The organism is Roseobacter sp. AzwK-3b, assembly GCF_000170875.1.
Taxonomy (GTDB): Bacteria; Pseudomonadota; Alphaproteobacteria; order Rhodobacterales; family Rhodobacteraceae; genus Roseovarius; species Roseovarius litoreus.
In genome coordinates this window covers 87283-103689 of sequence record NZ_ABCR01000004.1, presented here as the reverse complement: position 1 = coordinate 103689, position 16407 = coordinate 87283, and the positions used below count along the sequence as shown (strand labels likewise).

15 protein-coding genes are annotated in these 16407 nt (G+C 64.3%); 9 read left to right on the top strand and 6 right to left on the bottom strand.

Features of this window, described 5'->3' with window-relative positions; genetic code table 11:
* Positions 1-122 precede the first annotated feature (122 nt).
* Genes RAZWK3B_RS08620 through RAZWK3B_RS08610 form a run of 3 tightly spaced genes read left to right on the top strand, consistent with a single transcriptional unit; the run spans position 123 to position 2910 of the window.
* Entirely contained in the window at positions 123-1037 is a 915-nt protein-coding gene (locus tag RAZWK3B_RS08620; RefSeq protein WP_007814178.1) for a LysR family transcriptional regulator, read from the top strand.
* Positions 1034-1777: a sulfite exporter TauE/SafE family protein gene (locus RAZWK3B_RS08615; RefSeq protein WP_007814176.1), complete on the top strand. Its 744-nt coding sequence runs from the start codon at positions 1034-1036 to the stop codon at positions 1775-1777. Before RAZWK3B_RS08620 ends, RAZWK3B_RS08615 begins: the two co-directional genes overlap by 4 nt.
* Entirely contained in the window at positions 1774-2910 is a 1137-nt protein-coding gene (locus tag RAZWK3B_RS08610; RefSeq protein WP_007814175.1) for a mandelate racemase/muconate lactonizing enzyme family protein, read from the top strand. Before RAZWK3B_RS08615 ends, RAZWK3B_RS08610 begins: the two co-directional genes overlap by 4 nt.
* A gap of 12 nt (positions 2911-2922) precedes the next feature.
* On the opposite strand, the gene RAZWK3B_RS08605 is transcribed toward RAZWK3B_RS08610, so the two are convergent.
* Genes RAZWK3B_RS08605 through RAZWK3B_RS08580 form a run of 6 tightly spaced genes read right to left on the bottom strand, consistent with a single transcriptional unit; the run spans position 2923 to position 7700 of the window.
* Positions 2923-3591 (bottom strand): fumarate hydratase C-terminal domain-containing protein, encoded by a 669-nt coding sequence (locus tag RAZWK3B_RS08605; protein WP_007814174.1) that lies wholly within the window; start codon positions 3589-3591, stop codon positions 2923-2925.
* A complete protein-coding gene (locus tag RAZWK3B_RS08600) occupies positions 3578-4546 on the bottom strand; it encodes a fumarate hydratase (protein ID WP_037295392.1) in 969 nt (322 codons plus the stop codon). The genes RAZWK3B_RS08605 and RAZWK3B_RS08600 overlap by 14 nt, the downstream gene beginning before the upstream one ends.
* Complete coding sequence (locus tag RAZWK3B_RS08595) at positions 4543-6300, bottom strand: L-aspartate oxidase (protein ID WP_007814172.1); 1758 nt, start codon at positions 6298-6300, stop codon at positions 4543-4545. The genes RAZWK3B_RS08600 and RAZWK3B_RS08595 overlap by 4 nt, the downstream gene beginning before the upstream one ends.
* A gap of 2 nt (positions 6301-6302) precedes the next feature.
* Positions 6303-6644, bottom strand: coding sequence for a succinate dehydrogenase, cytochrome b556 subunit (gene sdhC / locus RAZWK3B_RS08590; protein ID WP_037295485.1), 342 nt, complete (start codon positions 6642-6644; stop codon positions 6303-6305).
* Positions 6641-6973: a succinate dehydrogenase/fumarate reductase transmembrane subunit gene (locus tag RAZWK3B_RS08585; RefSeq protein ID WP_007814170.1), complete on the bottom strand. Its 333-nt coding sequence runs from the start codon at positions 6971-6973 to the stop codon at positions 6641-6643. The genes sdhC and RAZWK3B_RS08585 overlap by 4 nt, the downstream gene beginning before the upstream one ends.
* Positions 6966-7700 carry a succinate dehydrogenase/fumarate reductase iron-sulfur subunit gene (locus tag RAZWK3B_RS08580; protein WP_007814169.1) on the bottom strand — a complete coding sequence of 245 codons (735 nt, stop codon included), beginning with the start codon at positions 7698-7700 and terminating at the stop codon, positions 6966-6968. Before RAZWK3B_RS08580 ends, RAZWK3B_RS08585 begins: the two co-directional genes overlap by 8 nt.
* A gap of 658 nt (positions 7701-8358) precedes the next feature.
* Here RAZWK3B_RS08580 and RAZWK3B_RS08575 point away from each other — a divergent pair.
* The 6 genes from RAZWK3B_RS08575 (at position 8359) to RAZWK3B_RS08550 (ending at position 16394) form a co-directional block, all read left to right on the top strand.
* Positions 8359-9693 carry a serine/threonine protein kinase gene (locus RAZWK3B_RS08575; RefSeq protein ID WP_007814168.1) on the top strand — a complete coding sequence of 445 codons (1335 nt, stop codon included), beginning with the start codon at positions 8359-8361 and terminating at the stop codon, positions 9691-9693.
* Between the two features lie 39 nt (positions 9694-9732).
* The gene (locus RAZWK3B_RS20180; RefSeq protein ID WP_007814167.1) at positions 9733-11094 is read left to right on the top strand and encodes an FHA domain-containing protein; all 1362 of its coding nucleotides are present in this window, start codon (positions 9733-9735) and stop codon (positions 11092-11094) included.
* A complete protein-coding gene (locus RAZWK3B_RS08565) occupies positions 11078-12004 on the top strand; it encodes a PP2C family protein-serine/threonine phosphatase (RefSeq protein ID WP_007814166.1) in 927 nt (308 codons plus the stop codon). The genes RAZWK3B_RS20180 and RAZWK3B_RS08565 overlap by 17 nt, the downstream gene beginning before the upstream one ends.
* Positions 12005-12032: 28 nt before the next feature.
* Positions 12033-13280 (top strand): hypothetical protein, encoded by a 1248-nt coding sequence (locus RAZWK3B_RS08560; protein WP_007814165.1) that lies wholly within the window; start codon positions 12033-12035, stop codon positions 13278-13280.
* A gap of 91 nt (positions 13281-13371) precedes the next feature.
* Complete coding sequence (locus tag RAZWK3B_RS08555; RefSeq protein WP_007814164.1) at positions 13372-15435, top strand: dynamin family protein; 2064 nt, start codon at positions 13372-13374, stop codon at positions 15433-15435.
* Positions 15436-15449: 14 nt separating this feature from the next.
* Entirely contained in the window at positions 15450-16394 is a 945-nt protein-coding gene (locus RAZWK3B_RS08550; RefSeq protein ID WP_232279500.1) for a dynamin family protein, read from the top strand.
* The last annotated feature ends 13 nt before the right edge of the window (positions 16395-16407 follow it).

Below are 16407 nucleotides of genomic sequence, written 5' to 3'. Positions count from 1 at the left end.
GGGCTGCATCAACCACAGCATGGAATTCCGCACGCCCTTGACTTCGTATATCTTTAAGGGGAGCTTAATAGAAGAAATATTCAATTACAGAAAATGTTAGTTTTTCTAACGGAAAAGGGCCGATGTCGATCAGAATGCTGCGCACCCTGATTGCGGTGGATGAAAACAGGACATTCAGTGCCGCGGCGGATGTCGTGCATGTCACGCATGCGGCCGTCAGTCAGCAGATGCGCGCCTTGGAAGAGGAATGGCAGGTCACCCTGTTTGACCGGTCGCGGCGCACACCGGAATTGACCCCGACGGGGCGCGCGATCGCGGCCAAGGCGCGCGATGTCGTGCGGGCCTATGACAATATCGTGCCGTCGGTCATCAGCGGCGAAAGTCTCGAGGGCGAGGTTGCGCTTGGCGCGGTGCCGACCACCCTGATCGGGCTGGCGCCCTTGGCGGTCTCTTTGCTGAAATCGGGCTATCCGAACCTTCATGTGCGGCTTTTCCCGGGATTGACCACGCATCTTCTGGCGCAGATCGAACGTGGCGCGATCGACGCGGCGATCGTGTCGCGCCCGGTGATCTTGCCACGCGATCTTGAGTATCGCGAGCTTGCGGAAGAGCCGTTGCAGCTGCTTGCCTCGCAGGATGTCGAGAGCGACGATGCCGTCGAATTGCTGACCACCCGGCCCTTTATCCGCTTCAATCGCGATGCGGTGGTGGGGCGTCAAATCGAGTCCTGGCTCCAGGAGCAGGGCATTCGTGTTCAGGAATCCATGGAGCTCGAGGGGCTGGAAGCCATCTCTAGCATGGTGCTGGCCAATCTGGGCGTATCGATCGTGCCGGAAAGCTGCGTGAAAACCTGCAATCCGCTGCCCATCAAGCGGCTGCCGCTTGGCCCCAATGCGCCCACGCGTCATTTGGGTCTGATCTTTCGCAAGGACAATCCGCGCCATGGCGTGATGACCGGGCTGGAAGCGGCCTTGCTGGAGGCTGTTCAGCTTGGAGAGTTTCATCCCGGGGACAACAAGGACACCCCGAGCGCATGACGTCGGACCAGATCGCTTTCGTCGTGGCCGGCGCTGCAGCCGGTGGCTTCATCAACGGCCTTGCCGGCTTTGGCACCGCCTTGTTCGCGCTTGGCTTTTTCCTCAGCGTGATGCCGCCGCCCCAGGCTGTTGCAGTGACGGTTGTTCTGTCGGTCATCAGCGGCATCCAGGGGCTTTGGGTGGTGCGCGCCGCGATATGGGAACGCCCGCGGCGCCTGATGCGCTTCTTGTTGCCGGGGCTTTTGGGCATTCCCCTGGGGATCATCACGCTGGCGGTGATCGACGCGCGCACGCTCAAGCTGATTATAGCAGGGTTTCTGGTGCTTTACGGCGGGTTCTTCAGCCTGCGCCGTGCCTTGCCACGGTTCGAGAGGCCCACCCCGTTGATCGATAGCGGCGTCGGATTTCTGGGCGGAATTCTGGGGGGCGCTGCGTCGCTCTCGGGGGCGCTGCCGACCATGTGGTGCTCGATGCGGCCATGGCCCAAGGCCGAGACGCGCGCCGTGCTGCAACCTTTCAACGTGATTATTCTTGCGGTGACCACCGCCATTCTGGCGCTGCGGGGCGCCTATGACGCGACGACGCTTTTGTTCATCGCGGTGGCGGTGCCCTCGACCATGATCGCGGCGCAGATCGGGATCGCGGTGTTCAAGCGCCTGCCCGACGATCTGTTCCGGCGTATGCTGATCGCGATGTGTTTGCTGTCCGGCATCATCCTGATGGCGAGGGAATTGCTGTGAAAATCGACCGCATCACCGTGCATGTGTTCCGCGCGCCCACGCAAAAGCCTGTTGCGACATCCTTCGGGGTGATGCGCGATCGTCCGGCGGTGTTTGTCCGACTGAGCGATGGCGAGGGCGCGCATGGCTGGGGCGAAATCTTTGCCAACTGGCCCGCTGCCGGAGCCGAACATCGCGCCCGCCTGCTGATGGAGGATGTCGCCGATCTGGTGTTGGGCCGCGAGGTCGAGGCGCCAGAGCAACTGTTCGATGCCTTGACCCGGCAGACCCATATTCGCGCCCTGCAATGTGGTGAATGGGGTCCGTTCCGGCAGGTGATCGCCGGGCTGGACACGGCGATGCATGACCTTTTCGCGCGTCGCTTGGGCGTTTCGCTGGCGAGGTATCTGTCTGCGGGGGCAGGCGCCTCGGTGTCGGTCTATGCCAGCGGTCTGCATGTTTCGGCGGCGGGAGAAGAGATCGCAGCGGCGCGCGCGCGCGGCATCAAGGCGTTCAAGGTCAAGGTTGGCTTCGATGCGCGGCGCGATCTGGACGATTTGCGCGTGCTGACGGCAGGGCTGCAGCAGGGCGAAGCCCTGATGGCGGATGCCAATCAAGCCTGGTCCTTGCACGAGGCCGAAGAGTTTGCCCGGCAGTCCGAGGGCCTGCACCTTGCCTGGCTCGAGGAGCCGATCCGCGCCGACAGTTCGCTTGGTGAGTGGCAAAGGCTGGCACAAGCCAGTGCTACCCCGCTGGCAGCGGGCGAAAATATCGTGGGGTTTCAAGATTTTGCAGCCGCGATTGAAAGTGGTGCATTCACTGTGCTGCAACCCGATGTGGCCAAGTGGGGCGGTGTGTCTGGCTGTCTGGCGGTGGCCCGGCAAACGGTGGCGGCGGGATTGCGCTATTGCCCGCATTTTCTGGGCGGGGGCATCGGGCTTTTGGCCTCGGCGCATGTGCTGGCGGCGGCTGGCGGTGACGGGATGCTGGAACTCGATGCCAACGCCAATCCGTTGCGCGACAGCTTCGTCGCTCAACACCCTGTTACCGAAGGCGCATTTCCGATTGCCGAAGGCCCAGGCCTTGGCATCGACACTCTGCCAGATGAGATCGCACACTTCCGCACGTTGTCCTTGGACAGCGCAGGTGGTTGACCGGCTTTTCCTTCAGCCGATCAGTTCCTCGTCGCGGTCATCCGTCTCGCCAAACCGTTTGAGCACTGCGGGCCGGGTGCCTTCATACACGCGGGCGAGGTTTTCCGAGATCTTGGCGTTCTCACGCTCGAAGAGGCAATTGCCCTCCATGTCCGACGCCACGATGAACGGTCCCATGCGGTTGCATTTTATGACCCACATGGCCTGCGCAAGCCCCAGTTCCTCGTGCCAATGGACAGCCTCGACATTCTCGACGCCGCGCCCCAGCAGCGCCCCTGTGCCATAGCCCACGGTGGACAGGTAGACCGCGCCATTGGGCACGAAATACTCCTTGTAGTCCTTCGAGGACATGCCGCCCTTGCCGATAATCAGCTTGGCGCCGGTTTTGGCGATCCATTCGGGCAGCCATTTGGCAAAGCGGAACGAGGCGGTCGCGGTGACGGCGCCCATGTCGAAACTGCCATCCTCGCGGATCACCGCAGCGGGCGAGCAATGGAAATTCGCGGCACTCTGCGAGGGCAACTCCATCGGGATATTGGCCTTGTCATCGAGTGCGCGCATGTAGACGCCTTCGCGGGCGGTGTACATCAGCCCATCGAGATAGACGATATCTCCCAGCCGAAGCTGGGCGATCTCTTCGTCGGTCGGGGTGGTGCTCAGCCGGACCTCACGCGGTTTCATGATCGGCCTCCTGCAACTCGGGTTGCCAGTCCACGGTCTCGCGGCGCTGGTAGTCAGTGAACCAGTCAGGGTCGGTGCGATACTCCACCCGGCCATCCGGCCAGAGCCGCGCCACCGCCCGGCGCGAGCTGAGGCAGAAGGCGTGCACGCTCATCTGCATGCCGCCGGTATGACAATAGCCCACCTCGATATTGCAATCGATCACCATGTTCTTGCCCACAAAGCCCATGGCCCCCATGCCGATGGAGTTGCCAAGCTCCTTGAATTCATCTTCGAGGGCCGCGATCTTTGGGTCGGAATTGCGGCTGCCCACGGTGCGCAAGGTAGCGGCGCGCTTGCCGAGCACCATGCAGGTGTCTTTCGATCCGCCAAGCCCGATGCCGATGATCGCCGGCTGACAGGCCAGCCCGCGCTTGCCGAAGGCCACCAGCGTATCGAGATAGAACCGCTTGATCCCCTCGATCCCGTCCGACGGAAAGAGCATGCGGTAATCGGTACCGAACAGCCCGCCCTTGTGAACCGTGATAAGGTCGATCCAGTCGCCTTCGGGTTCGAACCCGTATTCGATTTCGGGCGCGCCGATGCCGACATTGTTGTTATGATCGGTGCGCCAAAGGGGGTGGACGCGGTTGGGCCTGAGCGGGACGCCGGTGGTGGCATTTGCCGTGGCGCGGCGCAGGGCCGTTTCCAGCGCGCATATGCCGCCTTCGACCCGCGCCTCGTTGCCCATCTTGACGAACCAGCGCGGCACGCCCGTATCGCCGCACATGGCGCGCCGGTCTTCCTTGGCGGCGGTGTAATTCTCGAGCATGGCCTGCAACACGAAGGAGGACAGATCGCCATCCTCGGTTTCGGCGGCGGCCTTGAGCCCTTCGAGGTAATCCTCGGGGATTTCGATGGCCGCCTTGTCCATTAGGGTTTCGGCGGTCTTCTGAATCAGGTCTATGGGGATCATTGTGCGGCCACCAATGTGTCTGGTTCGCCCTCGGGCAGAATGGTGCCGCCGGGGCGAACGATGGTGAATTTGACGGGCTCGCGGGTCACGGCGGCACTGTCGCCATCCTGACGGGCCACGGTGAAATACGAGGTCTCGAGATCGCCCTCGTCGGGGAAATCCTCGCGGTAATGTGCCCCGCGCGAGTTTTCGCGGGCAAGGGCTGCCTGGGCGATGACCTTCGAGACATCGCAGAGCGACGCCATGTTCAGCCAGTCATGCCAAGTGAGGTTGAAAGCCAAGCTGTCGCTGGCGACACCGGTTGCCATGAGCTCGGCGCCGATATCGGCGACCTGGCCCATGGCCTGGGTCAGTTTCTCTGCGGTGCGCATCACGCCCGCATTGTCCCACATCGCCTCTTGCAGCTTGTGGCGCAGCGGGTGGACGGCGCCGATGGTCTTGCCGAAGGGGCGGCAGGCCCGGGCGATTTCCGCTTCGAGCACCTCCGGGTCCGGATCGCGCAAGCCGGGCATGGAGCGGATATCGGCCCCCATCACGTCGCCCGCTATACCGCCATAGACGGTGGAATTGGCCACGCCATTGCCGCCAAGCCGGTTCGAGCCATGCGCGCCGCCCGCGTCCTCGCCGGCGACGTAAAGCCCTTCAAGCGCGGTGCGCGTGTCCACATCGACCACCACGCCACCCATGAAGTAATGCGCGGTCGGCACCACCTCAACGCGCCCCCCGGCCAGATCGAAGCCGCAATCGGCGCAGCGCTTGACCATGCCCTTGAATTTCTCGGCGACGAAGTCCGGACCAAGATGGCCCATCGAGATATAAACCCCGCCATTGGGCGAGGTGTTGCCGCGGCGCATCTCATCGTAGATGCAGCGGCTGACCACGTCGCGGGTGGCCCGTTCGCCCTTGGGATCATAGTCGAACATGAAGCGATGACCCGCGCCGTTCAGCAGATGCCCGCCCGCGCCGCGCAGACCTTCCTCCAGCACGGTGCCGGTCATCCGGGTGTGATCGCCAGCCAGGAGGCCCGTGGGGTGAAACTGCACCATTTCCATGTCGCGCAGCGGCAGTCCCGCGCGCAACGCCATGGCGAGCCCGTCCATCGTCTTGTCGCCCGATGGGGTGTGATACTTGTACATGGTGGGGCCGCCACCCGTCGCCATCAAAACCGCCTTGGCGCGCACGAAACGGAAGCGGCCCGTGCGCATGTCGATCATCAGAACGCCCGCAAGCGCGCGACCGTCGCGCGTGGGGATCAGGCCGATGGCGCGGTGCTCCTGCAGTTTTTCGACCGGGCGGGCGAGGACCTGCTCCATCAGGCGGCTGATGATCTCGATCCCGGTCAGGTCGCCCTTGTGCACGGTCCGGTCGGCGGTCTGTCCCGCAAACGCCTTTTGGTGCAAGGAGCCGTCGGGGTTGCGGTCGAAGAAGCAGCCGATCTCGTTTTCAAGCTCCTGAATGCGGGTCACGGCAGTTTCACACAGCCGCCACGCCATGTCCTGATCGGGCAGCCACTTGCCGCCACGGATCGTGTCCATGAAATGCCGCTCGACGGTATCGCCGCCGCCTAGCGCCACGTTATAGCCGCCCTGCACCATGCGCGTGCAGCCGCATTTGCCGATCAACCCCTTGACGGCAATTGTGATTTTTGTCCCCTCGGGAGCTGCTTTCTGGGCATGGAGGGCGGCAAAAAGCCCCGCGCCCCCGGTGCCGAGGATCAGGATATCGGTGTCATGGGTGTCGATCTCGGGTCGCATGGTCAGATCGCCTCAAGGAAAAATGTGCCGGATACGAAGAAGGCCAGCGCCACGGCGGCGGCGGCCAGTGTCTTGTGACGCGCAGGCCATGGCAGCAGCTCGAGCGCGAGCAGCCGAAGACCGCCGAAAAAATGCACGGCAAGCAGGAAAACAAGGCCGAATTCCGCAAGTTTCACAGCCGGGTTGTCGGTCAGTCGCAGGAAGGCATCAAGCTGCTCGGGTGCGGTCAGGGCTTTGGCCAGAACCCAGAAATGCAGCGGCAGGAAGAGCGCCAGGGCAAGGCCCGAGACCCTGTGCAGCACAAAGGCCAGCCACAGCGGGTGCGAGCGGGCGGGGCGCATCATGCCCATGTCACGGCCCAGACGGCGCGTGCTCCCATGATCAGAAGGCCAAGGCCCACAGCCCATGTCAGGGCGCTCAGGGCTAGGCCTTTCAGCCCGCCCCATTCATGGGCGATCACCCGCAGGCCGATTGCCGCGTGAACCGAGACTGCGAGGACAAACAGCCCGTAGAATGCGAACCAGAAGACCGAGCCTTGCGTGCGGCCAAGGATTTCCGCAGCACTCAGCCCGCCTTGGATGGCATAGATCATCACGGCGATATGCCCGATCACCAAAGGCGCCATGATGAGGGCTGTAAGCCGTTGAGCCATATAGAGTTTCAGATCAAGCATTGCGCTTTCTCCGGAGGGCGTGACGGAAGGTTTCACGCTTGAGACCGGCGATGGCCGACATCGGATCAAGCGCGTTCGGGCAGTAGCGGGTGCAGCTGCCCATGGAGTGGCAATTGTGGCAGCCGCCTGAGCCGGAGACCGCGTCTAGGATGGCGGTGCGCCCGCCATCTTTGGCGTCATTGAGCAGCGTCCAGGCCCGTTGCAGGGCGGCCGGGCCGAGATAGTCGGCGTTGCCCGCCACGGTATCGCAGGCCGCATAGCAGATGCCGCAATTGATGCATTCGATGCCCGCATCGGCGGCCTGACGTTCCGGGGTGGTGGCGTCGACGGGGGTGATGGCGTCGTCACGGGTGCTGGTGGGATGGTGCAGGGCTTCGGCGCTGACCCATTTGTCGAAAAACGGATCCATATCGGCGACAAGGTCCTTGATTACCGGCATGTTTCGCAGAGGTTCGATGCTTAAACTATTGTTTTCACACACTTTTTTGACATGCGTCCGGCAGGTCCAGCGCGGGATGCCATTGACCATCATCGCGCAGCTTCCACACATGCCGACACGGCAGGCGAAGCGATAGGTCAGGGTCGGATCGGCCTGCTGCTGGATCCAGCTGACCACGTCGAGCACGGTCTGGCTTTCGCAGGAGGGGACGTCGAAGGTTTCGAATTCCCCTGTTTCGCCTGTCCCTCGCCAGACGGATACCTTGAGATTCTGCGCCTCGGCCACCACGAGCCATGCCCCCTGTCCTGAATTCTACGTCCCCGGGAGACTATAATGATGAATTTAGCTAACGAGAAGGAACAAATTCTTATGTTTTTTGTAAGCTAAACTTTCAGTTTGGGTTTGGTGTCGGTATTTTGGGGGATGTGGGTCTTGAGGGCAGTCTGGCAGAAGGCGAAAGGCCGCTGGCAAAGACCATAGCAGGTCGGGGTTAATGGATTGCAAACCCGACGGCTGGCTTGGGGGAGCCTTGGCAAAGCCCTTTATTTACAGGGGCTGAGACGCCCGCGCCGCGCGGGCGGCGAAGAGACGGGAAGACCGGGGGAGCGCGGTCGAGCGGCGGCGAAAGCTGCAGTCCGCAGGCGAAACCCCCCTTCGGTATCACGTCGGTATAACGTCGGTATAACATCGGTATCGGAGGGGGCATCCGGGCGTCCCGATGTGGCCAGCTGGCCGGCGATCAGGGGCGCAAACGCGCCGCTGCACGCAATTGAGGTCAAATTCAGGACGATTGCCGAGTCTTTGGCCGATAATGGCCACTTTCTATCCATAATTGCCCGGCAGGGTCAGGGGCGAGTGCGAGTGCTTCTGATGTTGTCAGAACGATCTTCAATTCGGATGGACCTCTCGCACCGTGCAGCAGACCACAGTTTCAGATCAGGATACCATGGCCGATACCTTGCCGCGCGGGGCAAGGTTGCTGCATGGGCAGTATCTGGTGGAGCAGCATCTTGTCGGCGGTGGGTTCGGGATGACCTATCTCGCGCGCGACAGTCTGGATCGGCGGGTGGTCATCAAGGAATGTTACCCGAGCGCCTTTTGTTGCCGTGCGGGGCGCGAGGTGCGCCCGCGCAGCGAGGCGTTTCATGCGCAATACGAAAGCGTCGTGCAAAATTTCATCAACGAGGCGCGGCGGCTGGCCAAGCTCGAGCATCCGGGCATCGTGCATGTCCATCAGGTCTTCGAAGAGAACAACACCGCTTATATGGCGATGGATTTCGTCGACGGTCTGGACCTTCTGACGATCCGCGAGGAGGACGCCGGACGCCTGACGCGCGATGTTTTGGAACGCGCGCTGCGCGACACGCTCGAGGCGCTGGCCTATGTGCATGATTTCGACATTCTGCACCGCGACATCTCGCCCGACAATCTGCTGCTGACCGAGGAGGGAAAGCTCACGCTGATCGATTTCGGGGCGGCGCGCGAGGGCTATTGCCGCAAGACCCGGGCGCTGTCGGCGGTGTTGTCGGTGAAGGACGGCTATTCGCCGCATGAATTCTATCTCAAGGACATTGCGCAGACACCGGCGAGCGATCTCTATTCGGTGGCGGCGACCTTTTATCACCTCATCACCGGCTCGGCCCCGCCCGACAGCCAGAAGCGGCTGGCGGCGCTGGCTTCGGATTGCGACGATCCCTATCAGCCGCTGGCGCTGGGGCCGTGGGATGTGCGCCACAACATGCTGGTCTGTATCGACCGGGCCTTGTCGGTGCCCCAGAAGCACCGCATCCAGACGGTGGCGGACTGGCTGGAGCTGATGGACAACGACGAGCTGCTGCCCGTCAGCAAGGAGCACGCCGAGACCGGGCAGGTGCCGACATGGCAGGTCAGGGAGCTGGACCCGGCGCTCTTCGATGCGATCACGTCGCTTGTCGAGGATACCAACACCCATCTCAGGCCCGGTCACGAGGCCAAGGCGCTGCATGCGATGCCGCGGCATGGCACTGCTGCGCCGGATGCGGGCGACGGCGCGGACCCCGAACACAAGGCCAAGGACAGGAAGCTGGTCGATATGTTCGGCGAGCCGATCGAGGATGTCGAGGCCTGGCTGAGAGAGCAGGACCGGCTGACGGGGCGCAGCGGCGCAAGGCGCGACCGGCATGAGGCCGAGGATACAGAGCAAGAACCCGCGAAGACCGAAGGCCGCGAGCGCAGGGCGCCGCTTTTGAGGCGTGTCATGGGGGCGCTCACGCGCAGGCGCCGCCGGTCGGACGAGACATAGAATGACAGAGCATTGGTCCAGAACTGAAAGGATCTGAAAATGAAATTCATACGCGATATTATTGGCGAAAAGCGCCACCACCCCCGCAAAGAAGCTGATGCGGGGCAAGGGCGCATCCCGGCCGGGCCTGCGGCTGATCTGGTTAAGCCTGCTGCGAGCGCGCTGAGATTGCAGCCCGAGCATCGCATCCCCGAGGCCGGGGCGAAGCAGATCCTGCCCGAGCCGGTGGCGCAGGACTGGCGCGCCGCCCCCGAAGCCGATCCTTGGGAGGCGGATTCTTGGGAGGCAGCACCCACAAAGGACCGGCTATGGGATGAGGGCAGCGATGAGGATGAATACACGCCCGCGGAGATCGCCGGGGAGGATGGCTTTGCCCCTGCGGCGCAGGAATTGAGCGAGATCCTCGGGCGCGAGGAAGAGGCGCAGGCAGTCGAGGCCGAGGGCATGGCGCTTGCCGAGGGTCCAAAGGATGTGCCGGAGGATCTCGCGGAGAATTCGGGGCAGTCCGAGACCGGCGTGATGCCCCATGCCGATGCCGCCGAGGACGAAGGCAGCGACGCGGACACCCCGCTTGCGGATCTGTCCGAGGACGATCTGAGCGCCTGGCTTGCGCGGATGGACAGGGCGCCTGCCCAGGTCGGGGATGACATGGCCGCAACGCTGGCGGAGGATGCAGCACCCGAACCGCAGGCAAAGGCAGAGGATGCGGCGGAGCCGGATTTCGCCTTGTCCTTGCGCGCCGTGAAGGACGTGATGGGTCAGTCGGCACAGCCTGTGCCAGAGGCCGAGCCCGCGCCGGAGGCCGAGGCGCTGGCCCCCGAGCCTCTTGCCGAACCTGCCGCCGCCGCGCCCGACAGCGCCGAGCTGCCAGCTGGCCCGGTGGATGTGCCGACGCCCGCGCTGGGGCGCGGCTCGAGCCGACCGGGGCGCGTCAAGACACGGCTCTTGGGGTTCAATCCGGGGCAGGTTTCGGGGCTAGATCCGCTGGCCCGGTCCCGGGAGGACGCGCAAGGCAGCGGCGCGAGTTTCCCGGTGGGCTGGCTGGTGGTGGTCAAGGGGCCGGGGCGGGGCACGGCTTTTACCCTGCAGGGCGGCGTGGCGCAGATCGGGCGCGGCGCAGGGCAGGGCGTGCGGCTGGATTTCGGCGACAACAGCATCTCGCGCGAGAACCATGCCGCCGTCGCCTATGACGATGAAAGCCAGACTTTCTATATCGGCCATGGTGGCAAGGCCAATCTGGTGCGGCGCAATGGCCGACCGGTTCTGAGCACCGAGGAAATGTCGCCCGGCGATCTGATCGTGATCGGTGAGACCACGCTGAAATTCGTGCCGCTTTGTGGTCCGCAGTTCAGCTGGGCCGACGAGACCCAAGGCGGGCAGGCTCATGCGTCCCTCGGTTGATGTGGTCTATGACGCCTCGATGGTCATCGATCAGGGCCGGCGCATGCGTCAGGAAGATGCGATCGTGTCGGATTTTCCGGCGGGCAACGGTTTTGGCTTCATCGTGCTGGCGGATGGCATGGGGGGCCATGCGGCGGGCGACATGGCCAGCAAGATCGTGGTCACCGAGGTGTTCAGCAAGCTGAAGATGCAATCGGGCGATCCGGTCGATCTGGAGGGGCGCATCGGCGAGATCCTTTGTGCAGCAGCGCGCAGTGCGAATGATTGCGTCGGGCAGTATTCCAGCCAGAGCCCCGGAAGCGAGGGGATGGGGGCGACGCTTCTGGCGCCGGTGCTGATGGAGGATCGGCTTTACTGGATCTCGGTCGGGGATTCGCCGCTTTACCTGTTTCGCGATGGCGGCCTGCAGCGGTTGAACGAGATCCACTCGGTCATGTCGCAGATCGATTACCTTGTGGACAGTGGCATGATGGCGCGCGAGGAGGCCGTGAACCACCCCGATCAGCAATGCCTGACATCGGTGCTGATCGGGCGCGAGATCCCGCAGATCGATTGCCGCGCCGTCCCGGTGCAACTGGAGCATGGCGATATCCTGATCGCGGCGAGCGACGGGTTGCAGGCGCTGGGCGATGACCGGATCGAGGAATTGCTGCGCTTCACCCGGCAGCAGAGTGCCGCGCAGATCGGCGAGGGGCTGTTGCGCGACATTGCGCGGCTGGACGATCCCGAGCAGGACAACGTGTCGTTCTGCGTGGTCAAGCTGCTCAAGCAAACCGAGATGGCCAAGACCGACGACGCGTCCGAGAGGGCCGAGACGGCGGATGACCTGCGGCGCGAGACCCGCCATGGGCGGCGCGGCTCGGTCACCATTCTGGCGCGCGTGTCGCGCGCGCGGGAGGTGGCGGGATGATGCGTTATCAGGACCAAGGAGAGATGTCGTGACCAGATCCGATGCCACAATGCCCGTCGTGGACCGTCTGGAAAGCGCGCTGGAAACCGCCGATATTCCCGGACCCTATCATCGCTGGGGGTCGCGGCTTCTGTCGCATCTGCGCAAACCCGTGCAGTTGGTGGTGACCGGCCTGCCGGGCAGCGGCAAGACCGCTTTGGTCAACATGCTGGCGGGCCGCACGGTGCTTGGGGGGCAGGATGAGGCGGCCATCTCGGAAGTGGCCTATGGCCCGGATGCCCGCGCGGTGTTCGAGATGGAGGATGGATCGGTCGCGGTCAGTGCCGGGCTGGTGCGCGACGTGGCCTGGCCTGCGGATGTGCGCCTGACCCGTCAGGAACTGCCCGACCCGAGGCTGGAGCGGCAGAGCCTTGTGGAGATCGGCCTTCCGGCCGATCCCGCGCAGCAGGCGGCCAGACTGCAGGAGATCGTGGCGCGGGCCGACATGATCCTGTGGTGCACCGAGCGGTTCGATGAGGCCGAGCAACGGCTATGGGCCGGGGTGCCGGATACTCTGAAGGATCACAGCCTTCTGGTGCTGACCATGGCGGACCGGCAGATGATGCGCGGCGTTCTGGCCCGCCGGATCGAGGCGCTTGATCCGATCGTGGCCGAGGAGTTTCTGGGTCTTTACCCGGTGGCCACGATGCAGGGCATCACGGCGCTGACGGCGGAGACGGCGGTGGATGACAGGCTGTGGGCCTCGAGCGGGGGCAAGGCGCTTGCGGCCTGCGTGGCCCATCAGGTCGAGCAGGGACGGTCGAGCGATGTCGATCAGGCCCAGATGCTGCTGGACAGGTTGGCGGCGCGGACCGGCTGGCGCGGCGCCAAGGCGCGCGACATGCTCGGTGTGAGCGGCGCGCGCGGTGAGGTGATGGCCGTGCAGGCCGACAACCTTCCAAAGGGCGGCGAGGTGCTGCTGGGGCAGGCTGTGAGCCTTTTGCAGGTGCGCGCGCGCGAGATGCTCGAGGCCGCAGACAGCGACGCGGATGTGGATACCGACACGCTGCTGGATGAATGCGTCGACGCGGTGGCGGCCCTTGCCGGGCTGATGGACCGCGAGGGCGACTGGGCCACCGCCGGTGAGTTGCGCGCCGATTTGCAGGATGGCGAGGAAATGCTGCTGCTCTTCCAGCTCGAGCGCGGCGAAGAGGCGGCGCTGGATGCGGTCACGCTGCTGTTGCAGCTGCGCAAGGAAATGGTCGGCCGGATCGCAGCGGCGGAGGGCGCGCAATGACCGTATCGGAGCATATGGGCGCGCGCTTCAACGCGGCGCGGCATCTCACAGCCGTGCCATTTGTCGCAACGCAAGCACAAGCGGGAACAGAATGACCTTCGAAAGCGACATCGACACGACCACGCAGATCAGGGCACCGGCCCGCCCGACCAATCTGAAGGCGGGCATGGAGGAGCTTGCGCGTTTTGCCAAGGACGCAAGCCACATGGACGAGGCGCTGGACCGGTTGTCCGAGCTGTCGGGGCCGGGGGCCGAACGCGCGGTCGCGCGCCTCAAGGAGCAGCTTGCCGCCTTCGAGCCGTGCATCACGCTTCTGGGGCAGGTGAAGTCGGGCAAGACCTCGCTCATCAACGCGATGGCGGGTTGGGCCGATCTCTTGCCGTCGGACGTGAACCCGTGGACCTCGGTCGTGACCTCGCTGCATCTCACGCCGGCCAGCCGCCGGGCCGAGACGGGCGCGCGGTTCCGCTTCATGACCGAGGCCGAATGGGACCGTCTGACCACCAAGGGTGGGCGGATCGGAGAGCTGGCGGGCCGCGCCGGTGCGGCTGGAGAGCTTGAGAAAATCCGGCGCCAGATCGAAACGATACGCGAAACCGCAGCCAGGAGGCTTGGCCGGAATTTCGAGTTGCTGATGGGGCAGGAGCACGATTACGGCTATTTCGACAAGAACCTGCTGGAGCGCTATATCTGCCTTGGCGACGATTTCGATTCAGAAGATGACGGCCAGACCGGCGACGATCAGGGGCGGTTCGCCGATATCAACCGATCTGCCGAATTGTTCCTGAATTGTCAGACGGTGCCGTTCCGGATGTGTCTGCGCGACACGCCCGGCGTGAACGACACGTTCATGATGCGCGAGATGGTCACGATCAACGCCGTGCGCGACAGCAAGCTCTGTGTTGTCGTGCTCTCGGCGGGGCAGGCGCTGACCTCGGTGGATATGGCGCTCATTCGGATGATTGCCAATCTCAAGTCGCGCGATGTGGTGATCTTCGTCAACCGGATCGACGAGTTGCCCGACCCGGCGGCACAGGTGCCCGAGATCGAGCAGAGCATCCGGCAGACCCTGAAGGATCACGACGGGCCGGCGGATGCCGAGATCATCTTTGGAAGCGCCTATTGGGCCGGTGCCGTACTGAGCGGCGAGATCGAAGAGATGGACGACAAAAGCGCCGCGGCGCTGATGGATTGGGCGCGGCACCGGCTGGAGGCGTCTCTTGCCCGGCAATCGGCGCCCAACATCGTCTGGGAAATGTCCGGCCTGCCGACGCTGTGGCGCGCCGTGTCGGAGCGGATCGTCGGCACCCTGGGCAATGCCTGTCTTGCCAATGTCGCCAGATCGGCGATCACCATCGGCACATCCCGGCAGGCGGCGCGATCGGTGGTGATCGGGGGCGCGGGCGGGGTCTCGGAGATCAGCATGCACGAGCTGCGCGCGGCGATGGACAAGGTGGCCGGCGACAGCATGGCCGCACTCGAGGCCGATCTCGAGGCGATCTTTGCCGAGTACCGCGAGCGGGCCGACCGCGCGCATGAGACATTCCTTGACCGCGCGACCCATTCGCTGCTCGAGCATCTCGAGCGGCGCGGTGCCGAGCATATGTGGGAATACGACCCCACGGGGCTGCGGATGCTGCTGCGATCCGCCTATTCGGTGCTGTGCAAAAGGGTGAAGGCCGCAGCCGAGCGGCATTACGAAGCGGCGGTGCGTGATGCGGCGGGGGTGCTCTATCAGGGGTTCGGTGCGGCGGTCGAGGGTATCCAGCTGGGCGTGCCCGAGGTTCCCGAAGCGCCCGCGCCGGTGGCGCTGGCGCAGACCATCGCGCTTGATTTCAACGACAGCTGGTGGGCGTCCTGGTGGCACCGCGCCCGAGGACAGAAGGCCTTTGCCAAGCGGTTCAGACGGCTGATCCTGGCCGAGACCGAGGATTTCATGAACCAGATGAAGGATGCGCAGACCGTCGATATCCGGGCCGGGGTGCTGCGCGAGATGACGGCGTTTTTCGACCAGCAGAAGGATGTGCTGTTCGAGCTGACATCGGGGGCGCATCGCGGCGGCGGGGTGGAGGGGCTTTTCGCCTCGGACGAGGAACGGCAGCGCCGGGAGCTGCTGGACAGCGCGCTCGAAACCTTTGAGCGACATGCAGCATGATGGAAGAGATGGCCATGAGCACAGCGGAACTGATCCCCGAGACCGCCGCACGCAAACCGCGGCTTGCCCTGATGGGGGAATTCAGCGCGGGCAAGAGCACGCTGTCGAACATGCTTCTGGGGGGCGCGCCCCTGCCGGTGCGGATCACCGCGACCCGCCTGCCGCCGATCTGGATCAGCCATGGCGCGGATCGCGCCGTGGCCGTGGGCCATGACGGGACCGAGCGCGATCTGGATATCGCGGAGCTCGACGAGGTGTCGCTGGCGGATACACGGGTGATCCGGCTGCAGACCGAAGCCGATACGCTCGAGATCTGCGATCTGATCGACATGCCGGGGATTTCCGACCCCAACATGTCCTCAGACGTCTGGATGTCGATGATCCGCGAGGTCGACAGCGTCGTGTGGTGCACCCATGCGACACAGGCCTGGCGGCAATCCGAGGCGGCGGTCTGGGAGCAGATCGCCGGGGGCACCAACGGGCGCAACCTGTTGTTGATCACCCAGATGGACAAACTGCGCAACGCGCGCGACCGGAGCCGCGTGCTCAAGCGGGTGCAGAAAGAGGCGGGCGATCTGTTCGAGGCGATCTATCCGGTCTCATTGACCGAGGCGCTGGCCGCCGAAGAGGATGCGGGCCTTTGGGATGCCAGCGGTGCGGCGGCCTTTGTCGAGCATCTGGTCGATCTGCTGCTCAATGCGCCCTTGGCCGCGGGCACGGAGCCCTATCGATCCGCGCCCGCGGGGCATGATCCGTTCGACAGGCTGACCGGACAGGCCGAGGACCCGTCGGCGCGGGCCGGGGTGGTGCTTACGGCGGTCGAGAACCCGTCTGGCCCTGACCTGACTGCGGATGCCGCGCCGGCGATCATGCCGCGGCGCGTGCAGGCGCCATCAGACAATCCGAGACGATCGGCGCGGCCCGAGCGATCCGGCCCGCCGGGCCACGGAGATGACTGACCGGATGACTGCA